Origin of the sequence: Providencia sp. R33 (genome assembly GCF_019343475.1) — a bacterium.
Taxonomy (GTDB): Bacteria; Pseudomonadota; Gammaproteobacteria; order Enterobacterales; family Enterobacteriaceae; genus Providencia.
The window spans coordinates 2757655-2777655 of sequence record NZ_CP072453.1 but is presented as its reverse complement, the minus strand read 5'-3'; the positions used below and the strand labels follow the sequence as shown (position 1 = coordinate 2777655).

General features: G+C 43.1%; 16 protein-coding genes and 1 riboswitch. Of the genes, 11 read left to right on the top strand and 5 right to left on the bottom strand.

Annotated elements, in window-relative coordinates:
* The 4 genes from glnE (at position 1) to J6836_RS13000 (ending at position 5154) form a co-directional block, all read left to right on the top strand.
* Positions 1 to 2853 carry a bifunctional [glutamate--ammonia ligase]-adenylyl-L-tyrosine phosphorylase/[glutamate--ammonia-ligase] adenylyltransferase gene (gene glnE, locus J6836_RS13015; RefSeq protein WP_219244454.1) on the top strand — a complete coding sequence of 951 codons (2853 nt, stop codon included), beginning with the start codon at positions 1 to 3 and terminating at the stop codon, positions 2851 to 2853.
* Positions 2854 to 2942: 89 nt separating this feature from the next.
* Positions 2943 to 4370, top strand: coding sequence for a bifunctional D-glycero-beta-D-manno-heptose-7-phosphate kinase/D-glycero-beta-D-manno-heptose 1-phosphate adenylyltransferase HldE (gene hldE, locus J6836_RS13010; protein ID WP_219244453.1), 1428 nt, complete (start codon positions 2943 to 2945; stop codon positions 4368 to 4370).
* 159 nt (positions 4371 to 4529) lie between these two features.
* Positions 4530 to 4808: a type II toxin-antitoxin system HicA family toxin gene (locus tag J6836_RS13005; protein WP_219244452.1), complete on the top strand. Its 279-nt coding sequence runs from the start codon at positions 4530 to 4532 to the stop codon at positions 4806 to 4808.
* Positions 4801 to 5154 carry a type II toxin-antitoxin system HicB family antitoxin gene (locus J6836_RS13000; protein ID WP_219244451.1) on the top strand — a complete coding sequence of 118 codons (354 nt, stop codon included), beginning with the start codon at positions 4801 to 4803 and terminating at the stop codon, positions 5152 to 5154. Before J6836_RS13005 ends, J6836_RS13000 begins: the two co-directional genes overlap by 8 nt.
* Before the next feature lie 36 nt (positions 5155 to 5190).
* Here J6836_RS13000 and ubiK read toward each other — a convergent pair whose 3' ends face one another.
* Positions 5191 to 5457, bottom strand: coding sequence for a ubiquinone biosynthesis accessory factor UbiK (gene ubiK / locus J6836_RS12995; RefSeq protein WP_206083691.1), 267 nt, complete (start codon positions 5455 to 5457; stop codon positions 5191 to 5193).
* 180 nt (positions 5458 to 5637) lie between these two features.
* Complete coding sequence (locus tag J6836_RS12990; protein ID WP_219244450.1) at positions 5638 to 6336, bottom strand: DUF3592 domain-containing protein; 699 nt, start codon at positions 6334 to 6336, stop codon at positions 5638 to 5640.
* Positions 6337 to 6607: 271 nt separating this feature from the next.
* Positions 6608 to 6759: riboswitch (FMN riboswitch) on the top strand.
* Positions 6760 to 6920: 161 nt separating this feature from the next.
* Here J6836_RS12990 and ribB point away from each other — a divergent pair.
* The gene (gene ribB, locus J6836_RS12985) at positions 6921 to 7574 is read left to right on the top strand and encodes a 3,4-dihydroxy-2-butanone-4-phosphate synthase (RefSeq protein ID WP_219244449.1); all 654 of its coding nucleotides are present in this window, start codon (positions 6921 to 6923) and stop codon (positions 7572 to 7574) included.
* A 621-nt stretch (positions 7575 to 8195) separates the two neighbouring features.
* Positions 8196 to 9023: a 4,5-DOPA dioxygenase extradiol gene (gene ygiD, locus J6836_RS12980; protein WP_219244448.1), complete on the top strand. Its 828-nt coding sequence runs from the start codon at positions 8196 to 8198 to the stop codon at positions 9021 to 9023.
* A 327-nt stretch (positions 9024 to 9350) separates the two neighbouring features.
* On the opposite strand, the gene J6836_RS12975 is transcribed toward ygiD, so the two are convergent.
* The 3 genes from J6836_RS12975 to tolC all read right to left on the bottom strand — a co-directional run bounded on the left by J6836_RS12975 (position 9351) and on the right by tolC (position 13016).
* Positions 9351 to 10514 (bottom strand): glutathionylspermidine synthase family protein, encoded by a 1164-nt coding sequence (locus J6836_RS12975; protein WP_219244447.1) that lies wholly within the window; start codon positions 10512 to 10514, stop codon positions 9351 to 9353.
* Positions 10515 to 10520: 6 nt separating this feature from the next.
* Complete coding sequence (locus tag J6836_RS12970; RefSeq protein ID WP_219244446.1) at positions 10521 to 11225, bottom strand: DUF1190 family protein; 705 nt, start codon at positions 11223 to 11225, stop codon at positions 10521 to 10523.
* Between the two features lie 399 nt (positions 11226 to 11624).
* Entirely contained in the window at positions 11625 to 13016 is a 1392-nt protein-coding gene (gene tolC, locus J6836_RS12965; protein ID WP_219244445.1) for an outer membrane channel protein TolC, read from the bottom strand.
* Positions 13017 to 13326: 310 nt separating this feature from the next.
* Between tolC and nudF the strand changes: the two genes are divergently transcribed.
* From nudF to parC, 5 genes are all read left to right on the top strand, one after another.
* Positions 13327 to 13965: an ADP-ribose diphosphatase gene (nudF, locus tag J6836_RS12960; protein ID WP_219244444.1), complete on the top strand. Its 639-nt coding sequence runs from the start codon at positions 13327 to 13329 to the stop codon at positions 13963 to 13965.
* Between the two features lie 311 nt (positions 13966 to 14276).
* Entirely contained in the window at positions 14277 to 15116 is an 840-nt protein-coding gene (cpdA, locus tag J6836_RS12955) for a 3',5'-cyclic-AMP phosphodiesterase (RefSeq protein ID WP_219244443.1), read from the top strand.
* Positions 15117 to 15122: 6 nt separating this feature from the next.
* Positions 15123 to 15704, top strand: a complete 582-nt coding sequence (gene yqiA, locus J6836_RS12950) for an esterase YqiA (RefSeq protein WP_219244442.1) — start codon at positions 15123 to 15125, stop codon at positions 15702 to 15704.
* Between the two features lie 87 nt (positions 15705 to 15791).
* Positions 15792 to 17687 carry a DNA topoisomerase IV subunit B gene (parE, locus tag J6836_RS12945; protein WP_219244441.1) on the top strand — a complete coding sequence of 632 codons (1896 nt, stop codon included), beginning with the start codon at positions 15792 to 15794 and terminating at the stop codon, positions 17685 to 17687.
* 34 nt (positions 17688 to 17721) lie between these two features.
* Complete coding sequence (parC, locus tag J6836_RS12940; protein WP_219244440.1) at positions 17722 to 19977, top strand: DNA topoisomerase IV subunit A; 2256 nt, start codon at positions 17722 to 17724, stop codon at positions 19975 to 19977.
* Positions 19978 to 20001: the final 24 nt, after the last annotated feature.

Below are 20001 nucleotides of genomic sequence, written 5' to 3'. Positions count from 1 at the left end.
ATGCATCCACTGCCTGATTTACTCCGAGCCCAAAAAGAACGTGTTTTAAATCAGTTAGCTGGCCAAGCGCCTGATTTATTGCCTTTGAGTGAAGATGAAGCACAAGTGCTCTCTTTTAGTGATTTCGCACTTAAGCAGGTTCTTGCGCATTCACGGTTTCTAACGAATATCCGCACAAATCCACCGAAAGCTGATGAGTGGCAACATTATGCAACATGGCTTGCGGACAGTGTTTCATCTGTTTCAAGTGAAGATCATTTAATGCAGGTGCTGCGCACGTTTCGTCACCAAATATTAGTGCGCTGTACGTGGATGCAAGTATTGTCTGTGTGTTCGCAGCAAGACACCATTTACCAACTTAGTGTATTAGCAGAAACCTTGATTGTTGCGGCAAGGGATTGGTTGTATCAGGAATATAGCCAGCAATGGGGAACTCCTTGTAATCACGAAGGAAAACCACAACCGTTGTTAGTACTGGGAATGGGCAAATTAGGGGGGAGAGAGCTGAATTTCTCTTCCGATATTGACCTTATTTTTGCCTACCCAGAAAACGGTGTTACGCAAGGTGGCCGCAAAGAGCTTGATAATGCGCAATTCTTTACCCGCTTAGGGCAAAAGTTGATCCGCATGCTCGATCAAGTCACCGTCCACGGTTTTGTTTATCGAGTGGATATGCGTTTGCGACCGTTTGGTGATAGCGGCCCGCTAGTATTCAGCTTTTCAGCACTGGAAGATTATTACCAAGAACAAGGGCGTGATTGGGAACGTTATGCGATGGTTAAAGCGCGGATTATGGGGCCCGATAGCCTGCATTACGCCGAAAGTTTGCGTAAATTATTGCGCCCGTTTGTTTATCGCCGCTATATTGATTTCAGCGTGATCCAGTCCCTGCGCAATATGAAAAATATGATTGAGCGGGAGGTACGCCGCCGTGGTTTGGTGGATAACATCAAGCTGGGCGCAGGTGGGATCCGTGAGATCGAGTTTATTTCCCAAGTTTTCCAGCTGATCCGCGGGGGGCGTGAACCGATTTTACAATCACAATCCTTGTTTACCACGTTTCAAGGGATCCGCGAACTCGCTTTATTACCCGACAGTCAGCTAGATATCTTGCAAGATAGCTACATTTTTCTGCGTAGAGTGGAAAATTTGCTGCAAAGTATTGATGACCAACAAACTCAAACACTCCCTGATGATGCACTCAACCAAGCTCGTTTAGCGTGGGGAATGAATTTTGCTAGTTGGGCGGATTTTTACGCATCACTAAACCAAAAAATGGCTTCAGTCCACCAAATATTTGCTGAACAAATTGGGCAAGATGACGATGGTGAAGATGCGGGTAATTTTGATGAAATTTACATCACGTTATGGCAAAGCGACCTGTCCAAAGAAGAGCTAGCCGCCTATTTACCTTCTAAGAGTGAAGACATTGCCCAGCGGATCATTCATGGTATCGTAATGTTCCGCCATGATCTGAACAAGCGCACCATCGGGCCGCGAGGACGTGATGTTCTTGATGAACTCATGCCGAAATTATTGGCGAAAATTGGTGAACGCGATGATGCCGGGCAAGTCCTTGAACGTATTACGCCGCTGTTGCTAAGCATCGTTAGCAGAACCACTTACCTAGAGTTAATGCTTGAATTTGACGAGGTGCTGACCCACGTTATTCGTTTGTGTGCAGCTTCACCTATGATTGCTGAGCAGCTCTCTCGCCACCCATTGCTTCTCGACGAACTCCTCGATCCACAATCGCTCTATCAACCTTTGCCATTAACGGCATATCGCGATGAGTTACGCCAATATTTGATGCGTGTGCCTGAAGAGGATGAAGAGCAGCAGTTGGAAGCATTGCGCCAATTTAAACAGGCGCAACTATTGCGGATCGCCGCGGAAGATATTTCGGGTGTGCTTCCGGTTATGAAAGTCAGCGATCACTTAACCTATCTTGCAGAAGCCATTATTGATGCTGTAGTGCATCAAGCATGGCAAAAAATGGTGAAACGCTACGGTGAACCTGCCCATTTAGCGCAGGGTGAGAGTGATAGCAAGAAATATGGTTTTGCTGTATTAGGATACGGCAAGTTGGGGGGCTGGGAATTAGGATATAGCTCTGATTTAGATTTGGTTTTTCTGTTTGATTGCCCCTTGAATGTGGTCACTAATGGTGAACGTTCCATTGATGCAAGGCAGTTTTATTTACGCGTTGCACAGCGCATTATTCACTTATTTAGCACGCGTACGGCATCAGGGGTTTTGTATGAAGTGGATGCCCGTTTAAGGCCATCAGGGGAATCTGGGATGTTGGTCAGTACCATTCAATCCTTTGATGATTACCAAAAAAATGATGCGTGGACATGGGAGCACCAAGCGCTCATTCGTGCGCGGATGGTATTTGGCGACGCTGAATTACAGCAGCAATTTACCCGAATTCGTCATGAAACCCTGTGCTTACCGAGGGATGCAATCACCCTGCAACAACAAGTGCGGGATATGCGAGTGAAAATGCACCAGCACTTAGGTAGCCATCAAGCCAATGAGTTTGATTTAAAGGCTGATCCTGGTGGGATCACGGATATTGAGTTTATCGCGCAATATTTAGTGTTGCGTTTCGCTTCACAAAACAAAGCATTAACACGTTGGTCTGACAATGTGCGTATTTTTGAGCTAATGGCCCAGTACGATTTTATGTCAGAAGTAGAAGCCAACGCACTAACCCAAGCTTACGTTACTATGCGCAATGAACTGCACCATTTAGCCTTGCAGTCATTACCCAGTCGTGTGGATATGAGCCAATTTGCGGAGCAACGTGATCAAGTACTAGACAGTTGGCAAAAATGGCTAGGTGAATGAGTTAAAACGTATTTTATTTGGCTAATTAGCGCAATATGCTAATATTTCGCTAATTACGATTAAATTTTCTTTTTAAACTGGAGTGCAGGATGAAAGTAACTCTTCCGGATTACAAAAAAGCCGGTGTGCTGGTAGTTGGCGATGTGATGTTAGACCGTTATTGGCATGGCCCTGCAAACCGTATTTCCCCAGAAGCCCCTGTACCAGTGGTTAAAGTCACTATGGTAGAAGAGCGCCCAGGTGGTGCAGCGAACGTTGCGATGAATATTGCATCATTGGGGGCAAGCTCTCGCCTTGTTGGTTTAACAGGGATTGATGATGCAGCAAAAGCATTAACGGAAAATTTAAATGCCGTACAAGTCCGCTGTGATTTTGTTGCGATCCCAACACACCCGACGATTACAAAGTTACGAGTGCTGTCTCGTAATCAGCAATTGATCCGCCTTGATTTTGAGGAAGGTTTTGACAACGTTGATGTGGCGCCAGTCTTAGAGCGTATTGAGCAAGCATTACCACACATCGGTGCATTAGTGCTATCTGACTACGCAAAAGGCGCATTAACTCACGTTGAAAAAATGATAGCGTTAGCGAATAAAGCGGGTGTACCCGTATTGATTGACCCGAAAGGCAGCAATTTTGAGCGCTATCGTGGTGCGACGTTATTAACGCCAAATATGTCTGAGTTTGAGGCTATCGTTGGGCCTTGCAAGACAAATCAAGATGTTGAAGAAAAAGGGATGGCGCTACTTAATTCATTGGAATTAAAAGCGTTATTAATCACGCGTTCAGAGCAAGGCATGAGCCTGATCCGCCGTGATGAAGCGCCATTACATCTGCCAACACAAGCACAAGAAGTGTTTGATGTCACGGGGGCGGGTGATACGGTCATTGGTGTATTAGCGGCATCAATTGCATCTGGTCGTCCATTACATGAAGCCTGTGCGTTAGCAAATGCCGCAGCGGGTGTTGTTGTTGGTAAACTTGGGACATCCACCGTTTCCCCTATCGAATTAGAAAATGCGATCCGTGGCCGTGCAGATACGGGCTTTGGTGTGATGACCGAAAGTGAGCTCAAACAAGCGGTTGCCAATGCAAGGCAACGTGGTGAGCGCGTGGTGATGACTAACGGGTGCTTTGATATTTTACACGCAGGCCATGTTTCGTATTTAGCCAATGCACGTAAATTAGGTGATAGACTGATTGTTGCAGTAAATAGTGATGCATCAACCCGTCGCCTTAAAGGTGAAACTCGTCCAGTGAACCCATTAGAGCAGCGCATGATTGTTTTAGGCGCACTAGGGGCTGTCGATTGGGTCGTGGCTTTTGAAGAGGACACGCCGCAACGTTTAATTGCAGAAGTTCTTCCTGATATTCTGGTTAAAGGTGGTGATTATCGCCCTGAAGATATCGCAGGCAGTGCTGAGGTTTGGGCTGCGGGTGGTGAAGTTAAAGTGCTTAATTTCGAAGATGGTATTTCAACGACGAATATTATTAAAAATATTATGAAAACCAGCTAATCACTGATTAGCTCGTTAATTATTGAGAACCCAGCTTTGGTGATATGCCGAAGCTGGGTTTTTTTATTACTCAGCGTCTAAAAACAATGACGTCACTTATTGACGTCATTGTTTTTTTATTTTAAATTGATATCAGTTAATGACGTCATGGAATAGACGATGATCAAAATCAGGGAGTTGAGTGCTAAGCACCGTAAAACAATGGTTAATATACTGACTATCCCACCTAAACCGGCTATTAGATGGGATGAAGTAATCAGTTTAATCAATCATCTAGGCGGTAAAATTAAAAATGGTAATGGATCACGGCGCAAGTTCATTTTATTTGGTTCTCTGTTTCTGACACATCAGCCACATCCGGGAAACACAATGGATAAAGGCGCAGTTAATGGGTTACGTGAATGGTTAGAAAACATAATAGGGGTGGAATATGATTAAAAGCAGTAATGTCATGACAATCAATGGGCATCCTGCTTCTGTCACCTATGAAGCAGACATTAAAGCATTTCGCGGTCAATTTTTAGATGTGAGTGGTTATTGTGATTTTGTTTCCGATAGTATTGAAGGGCTGAAAAAAGAAGGGCAAATCTCATTAAGTGACTATATTGAAAGTTGTCGTGAGGAAGGAATACAGCCATTTAAAGATGAAGGTACCGTGAAGTCATTCACGTTACGTTATCCTAGCCGCTTGGAAGCTTATTTAAATGCTGCGACAACAGCTCATAAGATCTCTAAAAACCAGTATATCGTACAGTTATTAGAACGCGAGTTAGTGTCTAATTAGTAAAATGTGACGCCAACGAGGGCGTCACAATTCGGTTTATTCAGCTGTTTTTTCTTCAGTGCTTAAGCTGGCTTCAAGGGCGCTGATGCGTTGTTCCATTTTGGCTAACTTTTCGCGAGTGCGTAACAACACTTGAGTTTGAATATCAAACTCTTCACGGCTGACTAAGTCTAATTTGCCGAGTTGCGATTGTAACAGTGAGCGCAGTTTTTTATCAAAATCTTCACCTAAATCACGTACGCCTTGGGGTAATGCACCTTGAATTTGGCGAGCAACTTGTTCAAGTTTTTTCGGATCGAGCATTCGCGGGTCCTTAAATTTTTTAAGAAATGAGTTGGGAGTAGTGTAATACCTCTTGTCGTGGTAATAAACTCTTTTCCTGTTTCCAGATGATACTTGGCGCACAAGGGGGCAAGGGGGAATGAGACTGAGGGAGAAATGACCATCTTGAAGGTTGAATTACCCAAGATGATCATTTTAAGATTATTTCAATTCAGGTAAAAAACGGATGTCCATGTAGTATTTACTGGCATTACTTTTATCGAGGTAAATGGTCACATTTTCCCTATCAATATAAGGCGATGGGTCGAAATAAATATTCTCACTTTTATAACGCTTAATTGAATTTGTACTTTTATCATGCACATCTGCAATAATTTGGTAAGGAGAACGCCTATTCACTTGGATCATGGTATTTTCTTCAACGCCCGTGATTTTGACTTGAATTGGCGTACCTTCACGCAACAAACGGGTGCTTTTTTTCTTACTGGCGGCACCGAGCAAAACAGGAATGCCACCAATTAACGTAAATACACCGCCGAAAATCCCTAGAATAATACTCAGGCCATATACGCCAAACAGTGAATCAATAATGGCATCTTGCGGATTTGCAGGATTATAAAGAATATCAATGGATTGACCGATGCTGTTTCGGTAACTGCTACTCCCCATTGATGAGCGAAACTCGATTTGTTGATTTTCTTGGGTGGTAAATTCGATAATTGGAAAATAGGTTTTTGACTTATCTTCCGAAACACTAATATCGAGATCAGTGATTACCCCTGTTGTTTTGATGCCATTTTTTGCCATATCCATACTGGAATAAAGCGCAAAAGCCGTTCCGATTAAAAATAAGATGCCAATCACTAAAAAAATGGGAAAGATAAAACGGTACTTTTTCACGGTGCTATTCCTTTAATTGTGTTCTTATTACTGACTATTATTATACAAACTGATGGGTTATTTCAGTTAAGTGTGATGTTTGTCTAGATATTTAGGATAATTTACGTATTTTTGGTTTTTTATACCTAATGGGCAAACAGTTATTCCTGCATTTTTAATTACCCCTGATAACTCTAGGTTTTTATTCATATTTTTTGACCAAAAGTGTGAGAGGCTCGCCAATTTTGAAAAGCACCGTTGCGTAGTAGAATTATTGGCGTTATATTAATTGCGTTTATCTCAGGGCGGGGTGAAAGTCCCCACCGGCGGTAACATGCAACGCGCATGAAGCCCGCGAGCGCTTTATCATTTTGGTGATAAAGGTCAGCAGATCCAGTGTGAATCTGGAGCCGACGGTTATAGTCCGGATGGGAGAGAATTAACTGTATCTGCATATTTGTGCGACAATGCACAATCATGTTCTGCATACCTGAAGAATAGGTAGGTTGCCATTTATAGGTAATTTATTTATTCATCATTTCTCGTAATCCTAAGACTGCCTTGATTCTGGTAACTAGTTAATAACTATTTAAGAGGTTTTTACCATGGATCATACGCTACTTTCCGAATTCGGTAATCCAATCGAACGTGTTGAAAAAGCTCTCGAAGCCTTACGTCAAGGCCAAGGTGTTCTTGTTCTGGACGATGAAGATCGTGAGAACGAAGGCGATTTAGTTTTTGCAGCAGAAACTATGACCGCAGAGCAAATGGCATTCACCATTCGCTACAGCAGCGGCATTGTGTGCCTGTGTATCACTGAAGAGTGTCGCAAAAAACTGGAACTGCCAATGATGGTGGAAAATAACACCAGCCAAAATCAAACGGGTTTTACCGTAACAATTGAAGCGGCTAACGGTGTCACGACAGGCGTTTCAGCCGCAGACCGTATTACAACCATTCGTGCAGCGATTGCGGATAACGCAGTGCCAGCAGACCTAAACCACCCAGGCCACGTTTTCCCATTACGGGCTCGTGAAGGCGGTGTATTAGCACGCCGCGGTCATACAGAAGCGTCTATTGATTTAGCCTTATTAGCAGGCTTCAAACCAGCAGGTGTGTTATGTGAATTGACCAACGATGATGGCTCAATGGCTCGTACACCAGATGTGGCGGCATTCGGTAAGCAACATGGTCTGACGGTAGTGACTATCGAGGATTTAGTTCAATATCGTTTGCAGCTTGAAAAGAAAGCGAGCTGATCCTCGTCATATTTCGCGCTGTGGCGGTGTTGGCTTCTCTTAGCCATCTTAGTCACATACTTATGTATGCTCCTAAGAATGACTTCGTTTGCCGCCTAGTCACAACGCGAACTATTTAGAGGATGTCTTCGTCGTATTTCAAGCGGTGGCGGTGTTGGCTTCTCTTACCCATCTTAGTCACATACTTATGTATGCTCCTAAGAATGACTTCGTTTGCCGCCTAGTCACAACTCGAACTATTTAGAGGATGTCTTCGTCGTATTTCAAGCGGTGGCGGTGTTGGCTTCTCTTAGCCATCTTAGTCACATACTTATGTATGCTCCTAAGAATGACTTCGTTTGCCGCCTTGCGCTAACTCGAACTATTTAGAGGAATGTCCTCATTGTATTTTGAGGAAGAGCTCGTTTTTTTAACTTAAATATGAATAGGCTAATTTAAGCTAAGTTATTTAATTTATTGATAATACGTTAAGCATATAGAATCTAACTAAGGCCACTGAGTTGCACACCTCGTGGCCTTTTCAATTTTTTTGATGATCATACTCATAATTAGGCCACTGTGTTTTTTGCACAAAAGCGTATGCTGTAAGTAGAAACTAATTGAGTTGGAGTTGAAATCATCATGTCGGTAAATACTTCAGTCGTAAATAACAAGATCCCCGCGATTTTTATAGGCCACGGTAGCCCAATGAATGCTATCGAGGACAATCCTTATACCAAAGCGTGGGAGCAGCTCGGTAAAACCTTACCTCGTCCAAACGCGATATTGGTGATTTCAGCGCACTGGTACACTCGTGGTACGGCGGTGACCTCGATGTTAAAACCTAAAACGATTCATGATTTTGGTGGTTTTCCAGAAGCGTTATACCAAATTGAATACCCAGCACCAGGTTCACCAGAACTTGCTCAGCAGGTTGCTGATTTATTAGCACCAGAACCTATTTACCTTGATAAGGAAGAGTGGGGGCTTGACCATGGGACATGGGAGATTTTAGTGCGCATGTACCCGGAAGCTGATATTCCGGTGATCCAACTAAGCATTGACGGCACAAAACCTGCGGTTTGGCACCACGAATTAGGTAAAAAATTGTCGGTACTCAGAGAGCAAGGCGTGCTTATTATGGGCAGTGGTAATGTGGTGCATAATCTGCGGGCGATGAATTGGCAAAATGCACAAGCAGAGCCTTATCCATGGGCTTTGTCTTTTGAACAATTTGTCTACGATAACTTGCAAAGCAAAGCTCTCCCACACCCGCTCACTAAAGGGCTAGAAAGGGAAGATGGCAAATTATCGAATCCATCCGCAGAACATTACCTGCCTATTTTACCCATTTTAGGAGCTTGGGATGGTGAAGAAGAGGTAAGCACACCGATTGAAGGAATTGTGTCGGGGTCGTTGAGTATGATGTCGGTCATCGTCGGTTCTTCCTCGTCATATTTCAGGCTGTAACGTTGTTGGCTTCACTCTGCAATCTTAGTCACATACTTATGTATGCTCCTAAGAATTGCCTCGTTTGCCGCCTAGTTACAACCTGAACTATTTAGAGGAATATTTTCGTCATATTTCAGGCTGTAACGTTGTTGGCTTCTCTTAGTCATCTTAATCACATACTTGAATGACTTGGTTTGCCGCTTAGCTACAACTCGAACTATTTAGAGAAATTCCTTCGTCATATTTCGATCAAATCGCACGGATATTTTAGGTTGTCATTTTTTTTAAGGTATAAAAAAGCCCAAACAAAATCAATTGATTGGGCTTTTGTGATCGAGGAATTGATCAGTCGATGATTGTATGTGGATAGAAACGAGACAGATCTTGGGTGATCAGTTCTTTATCTTCACGAATACAAATCCCCGCTGGTTGATCATTCACCAACCAGCTCCCGACTAAGGTATAGCTACCTTCAAATTGCGGTAGTGGGTGGAATTGTTGAATAATCATACCTTCTTCGCCGTATGGGCCATCCGCTGCGGCAATTTCTTTGCCATTTTCAATAATACGGATGTTGGCACCTTCACGGGAAAACAGCGGTTTAATCACGTACTTATCGAGCTCAGGCTGCGTTTTGCCATCAGCAAAATAAGCCGGAAGCAGGTTTGGATGATCAGGGAACATTTCCCATAACATTGGTAGTAACGCTTTGTTCGAAATAATGCTCTTCCAAGCAGGTTCTAACCAGCGAACACCCGCATCTTGCAGCTTGGTAGAGAAAATTTCGCGTAGCATAAACTCCCATGGATACAGCTTAAACAGATTACTGATAACCTGATCTTGTGTATCTGTGAATTCGCCTCTTTCACCTAAACCGATTTCATCAATATATAAGAACTCAGTAGCAACGCCCGCTTCATTGGCACAGTCTTGTAAATATTGCACTGTGCCGCGGTCTTCTTCCGTATCACGGCAGCAAGACATGTGTAGCAGACGGAAACCGTATTGATCTTTAAGCTGAGTAAAACGTTCGATCAACTGTTCTTGAATGCTGTTAAATTGATCCGCATTTTCAGGTAGTTTGCCAGCTTCAATTTGATCTTCTAACCAGATCCATTGGAAAAATGCGGATTCATATAAAGATGTTGGCGTATCGGCGTTATTTTCCAGTAACTTCGGTGGGTTGACGCCATCGTAGGCAAGATCGAGCCTTGAATATAATGAAGGCTGTTCGCTTTTCCACGAGCTACGGACAAATTCCCAACAGTGTTTAGGAATTTGAAAACGTGCCAGTAATTCGTCACTTTCAATAACACGTTCAACCACTTTTAGGCACATTTGATGCAGTTCAGCAGTTGCATCTTCGATTTCGTCGATTTGTGCCAGAGTGAATTGATAATACGCATCTTCAGACCAGTACGGCTCGCCGTACATGGTGTGAAATTCAAAACCAAACTCAGATGCTTTTTCGCGCCAATTCGGGCGCTCAACAATAGGAACTCGTTTCATTACAGATCAACCACCCATTGAACGGGAAGAAGACGTTGATTTTGCAGATGAAGATGAACGTTGGGCCATTGCTTGCTTATTAACGGTGTCACCGAAACCACCACGAGTTACAGTTGATGTGGTCGGTGGCTTAGGTGCCATTGCCGTTTTTGGTACGCTCATTGAACGGCCGCCTGCAACTGCAGGGCCATAGCTTTTACCTGATGCATCAACAAACTTGCCGTTTGCTGGGCTTGCTGGGTTTTTCGAGCTGAACAGTGGCTGAGATGCTGCGCTACCGCCCATCATGCGACCCATCATATAACCCATCATGAGTGGCATCCACATGCTGCCGCCACTACTTTGTGCTTGTGCGGTTTGTTCACCATTGGTTGAGCTTGTTCCTGCAAGACCTGCTTGAGCAGGGGCTTGAGTACACATAGACTCACCAAATTCAGCAATACAGTCTGCTTGTGTTTCATATTTAGGCGCAGTTTTTGCGGCTTCTTGTAATGCATTGTTGTAAGCGAGAGTACATTGATCTGCTTGAGATGGATTTGCTTGGCTACAATCTTGTGCATTGGTATACAGAGATACCGTTTCATCGCTTTCTTCACAGGCAGAAAGCATAAATACCGCACTAACAGCGACTGCGACAGGCGCTAAACGGTATGAACGCCAAGACTTGCGGAAGGCGTTTTGATTAATATTTTTGGTACGCTTCATGGTCATGGTAATTACCCTGAATAAGATTTAAGTAAGATGTTTTATAAGTTACCTCTAGGATAGGGGATAACCGTCGAAAATTAAAGCAGAAATATGGCAGAAATAGATTGAAATTATCATTTTTGTAACTTTCTTCTCTTTTTTGAGAAAAGGTGGTTCAAAACTAAAAAGAAAAATGAATATTTTTATTAAATATCAATAAATTAATTAAAGGTTGTTTTTTGAACTATTTAATAATAACTAAAGTGAGAATTGACTGAATTTTGCCACTGAGGGAAGGTAAAACTGTTTTAGCTGATTCAATTTGGGCAAAACGAATGATTTAGGGGGTTTCTGTTGAGCTTTGATAAAAATAACCCGCCAAAGCAGCGGGTCATTCTATTTGTCTAAAATTAAATGCGCAAATTATTTAATCTTAGGGGCATTGGTGTTACGAATAATACTGCTTGGCTCAGTAGAAATTTCTTTGCCTAAGTTCGCATTTAAGCGCGCAATATCATCTTCATTTAATGTGCCGCGAGCAAATTCAATATTCAGCTGGTTAATCATATAGTCATAACGTGCATTAGACAGATTTTGCTTCGCTTGGTACAGCGCAGTGGTTGATGTTAATACGTCAACAATCGTACGAGTCCCCACTTGGTAACCGGCTTCCATTGCATCTAACGAGCTTTGTGCAGAGACAACAACTTGTTTGTATGCATTGATGCTACTGATAGATGAAGAGACGTTATTAAATGATGAACGCACTAACTGAACTACATTACGATAAACGCTTTCCAGTTGCTCGCTTGCACCTTGGAAGCCGTATTGTGCTTGTTCAACTTGTGAGCTAGTCGCACCACCAGTGTATAATGGAATGCTTAAATTTAAGCCGATGCTATTTTGCCCATTATAACTGTTGCTTGCGCCTTTACCCGTTAAGCTATTATTGTAACCGCTACCGTGGTTATAGGTATTAGTCACTGCGGTTGATGCATCAAGACTAACTGTTGGCATATGACCTGTTTCTGCTAAACGGATGTTTTCACGAGAAACGTCTTGAGCTAAGCGCGCACTTAACAGGCTAAGGTTACGTTCTTCCGCTTCTTTTAAGATAGCGTTGATGTCGCCCAGCTCAGTAGTTTTAAAACGATCGATATTTAAAGATGCCAGTTGGTTATAGTACACACCGCTGACTTGACGCAGTTTTTCAATCGCATTTTCTAAGTCGTTACGACCTGCAACTTCTTGCGCGATAACGCTATCGTAGTTTGCGCGGGCGTTTTGCACGTCAGTTATTGCAACAAGACCAACGTTAAAACGTTGTGTAACTTGGTCTAATTGGCGATAAACCGCTTCTTTATTGGCTTCAATATAAGATAATGCGTCAATTGCTTTTAAAACGTTAAAGTATGCAGTTGCCGTATTTAAAATTAATTGCTGTTGGCTGGTTTGGTAAGTGACATCAGAAATACCTGCAGTTTTTTCTTGGATCGTCAGCTGGCGCCATTTCGACATATCAAAAACAGTTTGCGTTAATTTCAGCGAGGCATTTAAACCCGTACTTTCGGTATTATTTGCATCACGGTAACCACTGCCATAGCTAGCCCCTGCGCCTAAACCTAATTGAGGTAATAATGGGCTACGAGCTTCATTAATTTTCTCAAAAGCTTGGTTACGTTCAGCCAATGATTTTCTTAACTCAGGGTTACTTTCTTTCGATTTTTGGTAAACCTGCAGTAAATCGTCTGCGAAGCTATTGGTACTGAGACCCACAAAACTCATCGCAATTAAAAGGGGAAGCAGTTTCTTCATTTTGATTCCTTGATTAAACAGCAAATTATGTTGAGTCTGTTGCCTAAAACGTACCATGCCTAATTTAGGCGATTGATATAAAAAATGCGTTTTAGAGACAGTCATGAAAAAAACAGACCCTATTGTTGCTCTTAGATTTGAATAATGGCGCTTATTGTAGCAGAGGTTCGTTTGAATTAACGGTAGCCTTTTGTGCCATTTTGTCTCAATTTTATTAAACATTACCTCATCTAAGGCTAAAAAACTTTAAAAACAGTTTTAATCCACAATTATTTCCTTAAGATGGAAATTAATGGGTTTGGAGAATGCAATGACAGATAAAATAGAACAGCCAGTTAAGTTTGGCAAAAATGATGTTGAAATTATATCCAAGCGTAAATTATTTAATGGTTTTTTTCAAATGATTGAATACCGATTCCGCCATCGGTTGTTTGCGGGCGGATGGAGTCATGAAATTCGCCGTGAAGTTTTTGAGCGCGGTCACGCAGGGGTAGTTTTACCTTACGATCCACAAACTGATAATGTGGTGTTAATCGAACAAATTCGTTTCCCAGCAATAGAAACTAGCGAAACGCCGTGGCTGCTCGAAGCTGTTGCAGGAATGATTGAAGAAAATGAATCTCCAGAAGAGGTTATTCGCCGTGAAGCGATGGAAGAAGCTGGTCTAGAAATCCATCATACGGAAAAAGCGCTCAGCTACCTTTCAAGCCCTGGTGGTACGACGGAACGTATGCACGTGTTTATTGGTGAGGTAGATAGCAGCCAAGCCCAAGGTATTCACGGCTTAGCATCTGAAAATGAAGATATCAAAGTACACGTTGTCAGCCGAGAGCAGGCCTACCAATGGGTAGAAAATGGTGCTATCGATAATGCAGCAACAGTCATTGCTATTCAGTGGTTACAGCTCAATTATCATAAACTTAATGAAAAATGGATGAAACAATCTTAAAGAACAATTAATCTAGTGAAGTGTGTGCTGATTAGCAGATATTTTACGAATTAGTCGTCATACTCCAATTACTCGTCATACTTCAAGCTGCAAGTGTGTTGGCTGCACTGCGCAACCCAAGTCACATACTTATGTATGTTCCTTGGGATAGCTCCGATTGTCGCCTGCTTGCAACTCGAATTATTTAGAGTAATTAAGTGAAAGTCATAAAATTAAGTTTCAAAGTAAACTGTAAGTGTGTTGAGTTTTTGTATAGTTATAATGAATAGAATAGATTAGGCATTAATAATATTGACGGAAAAGGAAGACTTTTGGATAGCCAGCTTGAAGTGACTGCAAAGCACTCTAACATTGTGAGAATTTTACAGGTTACTGATACGCATCTGTTTGCAAACACAGAAAATACTCTTTTAGGTGTAAACACCTATAAAAGCTATCAGGCGGTACTTGATGCTATCGCAGCACAAAATCTCCCAATTGACTTGATCGTTGCGACAGGGGATTTGGTTCAAGACCAATCACCAAAAGCTTATCAACACTTTGCAAAAGGCATTGAACGTATTCCCGCACCTTGCGTTTGGCTCCCCGGAAACCATGATTATCCGCCTGCAATGGTAGAAAGCTTGCGTGTAGCGGGAATTTCGAGTGCAAAACAGATTTTGATTGGCGAAGAATGGCAAATTCTTATGCTAGATAGCCAATTGCAAGATGTGCCGCACGGTGAGCTTTCTGAGCAACAGCTGGAATGGATGAAAGCGAGTTTGGATGCGGAACCGCAACGCACCACATTAGTGATGCTGCATCACCATCCTCTGCCATCAGGCTGTACGTGGCTTGATCAACACAGTTTAAGAAATTCACATATCTTAGCGGATTATTTAAAAGACTACCCAAATGTGAAAGCGATGCTTTGCGGGCACATTCATCAGGAAATGGATGAAAACTGGCATGGGATCCGTTTATTAGCCACGCCATCGACTTGCGTTCAATTTAAGCCACACTGTACAAATTTTGCCTTAGATACTGTTGCGCCGGGTTGGCGATATCTTGAATTAAGCGTGAATGAAAAAGGGCAAAGGCATGTTACGACAACGGTGCATCGCTTGGAAACCCGTGAATTTAGTCCTGACTTAGACTCTGACGGTTATTAATTCCCGATGGCTACTTTACTTTATATTCATGGCTTTAATAGCTCGCCGCTATCAGCAAAAGCCAATAGCTTAAAGCAATGGATAGAAGCTAACTATCCACATATCAATATGATAGTGCCTCAATTGCCGAATTTCCCAGCACAAGCCGAAATGATGTTGGATGAAATTATTCAGCAACATCGACATGACCATATTGGTTTGGTCGGCTCATCGCTTGGTGGTTATTTTTCAATTTGGTTTTCAGAGCGTTATCACCTTCCCGCAGTGGTAGTAAACCCTGCAGTGCGCCCGTTTGACTTGCTACAAGACTATTTGGGTGTCAACATTAACCCCTATACCCATGAACAATATGTTCTGGAACCAAAACATATTGGCGAGCTAAAATCACTACATATCGAACAGCTTTCTGCATCTCATCGAATTTGGCTGTTACAACAAATGGGTGATGAAGTACTTGATTATCGCGAAGCTGTTACCTATCTTTCAAAGTGTAAACAGACTGTGGAACCTGACGGTAATCATGCCTTTATTGGTTTTGACGCTTACTTTTCTCAAATTATCCATTTTCTTCAATTGGTAGAGAAATAGTGCTAAAACGCATGAACACTGTTATTATCACCAGTAACTAACTGATTGAATAGTTCAATTAATCACCAATTACCGCAGAATGACAATATGACTCAATCTAGTTATAACGCAGAGGCTATTGAAGTCCTCAGTGGTTTGGAGCCTGTTCGCCGTCGTCCGGGGATGTATACCGATACCTCGCGGCCGAACCATTTGGCTCAAGAAGTAATTGATAATAGTGTCGACGAAGCGCTTGCTGGGCACGCGGGGCACATCGAAGTTATTTTATATGCAGATCAATCTATTGAAGTGATTGATGATGGGCGTGGAATGCCTGTCGATATCCACCCAGAAATGAAAGTCTCCGCGGTTGAATTGATTTTAGGTCAGTTACACGCAGGGGGAAAATTCTCCAATAAAAACTACCAATTTTCAGGTGGTTTACATGGTGTTGGTATCTCTGTTGTTAATGCGTTATCAAAACGTATTGAAGTGACCGTGCGCCGTGATAGCCAAGTTTATCAAATCGCCTTTGAAAATGGCGATAAAGTCGAAGATTTGCATGTGATTGGCACTTGTGGGAAGCGTAACACAGGGACTAGCGTGCACTTTTGGCCTGATGAGAGCTATTTTGATAGCCCGAAATTTTCTGTTTCCCGTTTAACCCATAACTTAAAAGCCAAAGCCGTTTTATGCCCTGGCGTGAAAATCACGTTTAAGGATCAGCTCAACAATACTGAGCAAAGCTGGTGCTATAGCGATGGGCTAACCGATTATTTGATGGAATCCATTGATGGCTTAGAAGCCTTGCCAGAAAAACCCTTTATTGGGGAGTTTTCCAGTGAAACGGAAGCGGCACAATGGGCGCTGCTATGGCTGCCAGAAGGTGGCGAGCTACTGACTGAAAGCTATGTGAACCTAATCCCAACCGCGCAAGGCGGTACCCACGTCAATGGGTTACGCCAAGGTTTGTTGGATGCAATGCGTGAATTCTGTGAATTCCGTAATATCCTACCACGCGGTGTAAAATTATCGGCGGATGATATCTGGGAGCGCTGTACCTATGTGCTTTCAGTGAAAATGCAAGACCCACAATTTGCCGGGCAAACCAAAGAGCGCTTGTCTTCACGCCAATGTGCCGCCTTTGTTTCAGGGGTAGTCAAAGATGCCTTTAGCCTGTGGTTAAACCAAAACGTGCAAATTGCGGAACAACTGGCGGAAATGGCGATTTCAAGCGCACAACGCCGGATGCGTGCTGCGAAAAAAGTGGTACGTAAGAAGCTAACAAGCGGCCCTGCATTGCCGGGCAAGCTGGCGGATTGTAGCTCGCAAGACTTAAAAATGACCGAACTGTTCCTCGTTGAAGGGGACTCAGCAGGGGGCTCCGCGAAGCAAGCTCGTGACCGCGAATATCAGGCGATTATGCCACTGCGTGGTAAGATACTGAATACATGGGAGGTCTCTTCTGATGAAGTGTTAGCTTCACAAGAAGTTCATGATATTTCTGTGGCGATTGGTATCGACCCTGATAGCGAAGATTTAAGCCAGCTACGTTACGGTAAAGTGTGCATCCTTGCGGATGCGGACTCGGATGGTTTGCATATCGCGACACTATTGTGCGCGTTATTTGTTCGCCACTTCCCAACCTTAGTGAAAGCGGGGCATGTGTATATGGCAATGCCACCGTTGTATCGTATTGATTTAGGCAAAGAAACCTTTTACGCATTAGACGAAAGTGAAAAAAATGCGGTTCTCGACAGGTTAAGCCGTAAACGTGGGAAACCTAACGTTCAGCGCTTTAAAGGGCTGGGGGAAATGAACCCACTTCAATTGCGCGAAACCACGTTGGACCCTAATACTCGTCGCCTTGTTCAGTTGATCATCGATGATGAAAACTACCAAGAAACCCTTGCAGTGATGGATATGCTTTTAGCGAAAAAACGCTCAGAAGACCGCCGTAATTGGCTGCAAGAAAAAGGCGATATGGCTGAAATTGATGTCTAACATCCTGCGATAAAAAGAGTAAGGAACGAATTGAATGAGTGAAATTACTCATGATGGTGTGGAGCGTTTACCGCTTCACGCCTTTACTGAAAGCGCTTATCTAAACTATTCGATGTACGTCATCATGGATAGGGCGCTACCATTTATTGGTGATGGATTAAAACCTGTTCAGCGTCGTATCGTGTATGCGATGTCAGAACTTGGCCTGAGCAATAACGCGAAATATAAAAAATCAGCAAGAACCGTCGGTGACGTGTTAGGTAAATATCACCCACATGGTGATAGCGCGTGTTATGAAGCGATGGTGTTGATGGCGCAGCCATTTTCTTATCGTTATCCATTAGTGGATGGTCAAGGAAACTGGGGGGCACCCGATGATCCGAAATCATTTGCTGCGATGCGTTATACAGAATCACGTTTATCAAAATACGCTGAAGTATTGCTGAGCGAGTTAGGTCACGGTACGGTTGATTGGGTACCGAACTTTGACGGCACGATGAATGAGCCGAAAATGTTACCTGCGCGTTTACCCAATATTTTATTAAACGGTACTACGGGGATTGCGGTCGGGATGGCAACGGATATTCCGCCACACAACGCCCGTGAAGTGGCAGAAGCCTTAGTCGCTTTACTGGAAAAACCGACCCTGAATCTTGATGAGATTATGGGGTATATTCCAGGGCCTGATTTCCCAACAGAAGCTGAAATTATCTCTTCCCGTGAAGATATTCGTAAAATCTATCAAAACGGCCGTGGCTCAGTGCGTATGCGTGCTGTGTGGGAAAAAGAAGATGGCAATGCAGTTATTACAGCATTACCTCATCAGGTTTCAGGCGCTAAAGTTCTTGAGCAAATCGCGAGCCAAATGCGCGCGAAAAAATTGCCAATGGTGGAAGATTTACGTGATGAATCTGACCATGAAAACCCAACTCGTTTAGTGATTGTTCCGCGTAGTAATCGTGTTGACCTCGAACAAGTGATGACTCACTTATTTGCCACAACCGATTTAGAAAGAAGCTACCGCGTTAACCTCAACATGATTGGCCTAGATAACCGCCCTGCGGTGAAAGGCTTGGTGGAGATATTAACGGAGTGGATTGCATATCGTCGCCAAACTGTGCGTAACCGCTTGAATCACCGTTTAGACAAAGTTTTAAGGCGTTTGCATATTTTAGATGGCTTGTTAATTGCTTATCTAAACATTGATGAAGTTATCGAAATTATCCGTACTGAAGATGAGCCCAAATCGGTGTTGATGTCCCGTTTTAATATTTCGGACACACAGGCAGAGGCTATCTTAGAGCTCAAATTACGTCATTTAGCCAAACTGGAAGAGATGAAAATCCGTGGTGAACAAGACGAATTAGCAAAAGAGCGTGATGAGCTACAAGCGATTTTAGGTTCAGAGCGCCGTCTGAATACGTTAATTAGAAAAGAAATTCAGGCAGATGCGAAGGCCTATGGCGATGATCGCCGTTCTCCACTCCATGAGCGTGAAGAAGCGAAAGCCATGAGCGAGCACGAAATTCTACCATCAGAGCCAATTACGGTTGTGCTGTCTGATATGGGATGGGTACGTAGTGCGAAAGGCCATGACATTGAGCCAACCAACCTGAACTATAAAGCTGGCGATGGCTTTAAAGGTGCAGCCCGTGGGAAATCGAACCAAGCTGCGGTATTCCTCGATACCACAGGGCGTAGCTATTCGGTTGATCCTCTGGAATTGCCATCTGCACGTAGCCAAGGTGAGCCGCTTACTGGCAAACTAACGTTGCCACCAGGCGCAACGATTGAGCATGTCTTAATGGCACCTGAAGAGCAAAAATACTTGATGGCGTCAGATGCGGGTTATGGGTTTATTTGTACATTCAATGATTTGGTGACAAAAAATAAATCTGGTAAGGCGCTAATTTCATTGCCTGAAAATGCAAAAGTACTGGCACCGATTGAGCTAAATAACGAGCAAGAAGACTTATTATTAGCCATTACCAAAGCAGGGCGTATGTTAATCTTCCCTGTGGCCGACTTGCCTCAACTATCAAAAGGTAAAGGCAACAAAATTATCAATATTGCAGGCGCGCAAGCAGCAAGCGGTGAAGATGTATTAACATGGTTGATGCTTTTACCTGTTGGTGCTTCAATAACACTGCATTTTGGTAAACGAAAACTGAAATTTAAAGCCGAAGATCTACAGAAATACCGTTCGGAGCGTGGCCGTAAAGGAACATCGTTGCCGCGTGGAATGCACAATATTGAGCGTATCGATATCGAACCTGTAGATAACGCATAATAATAAATTGAATGGGTGCCTTAT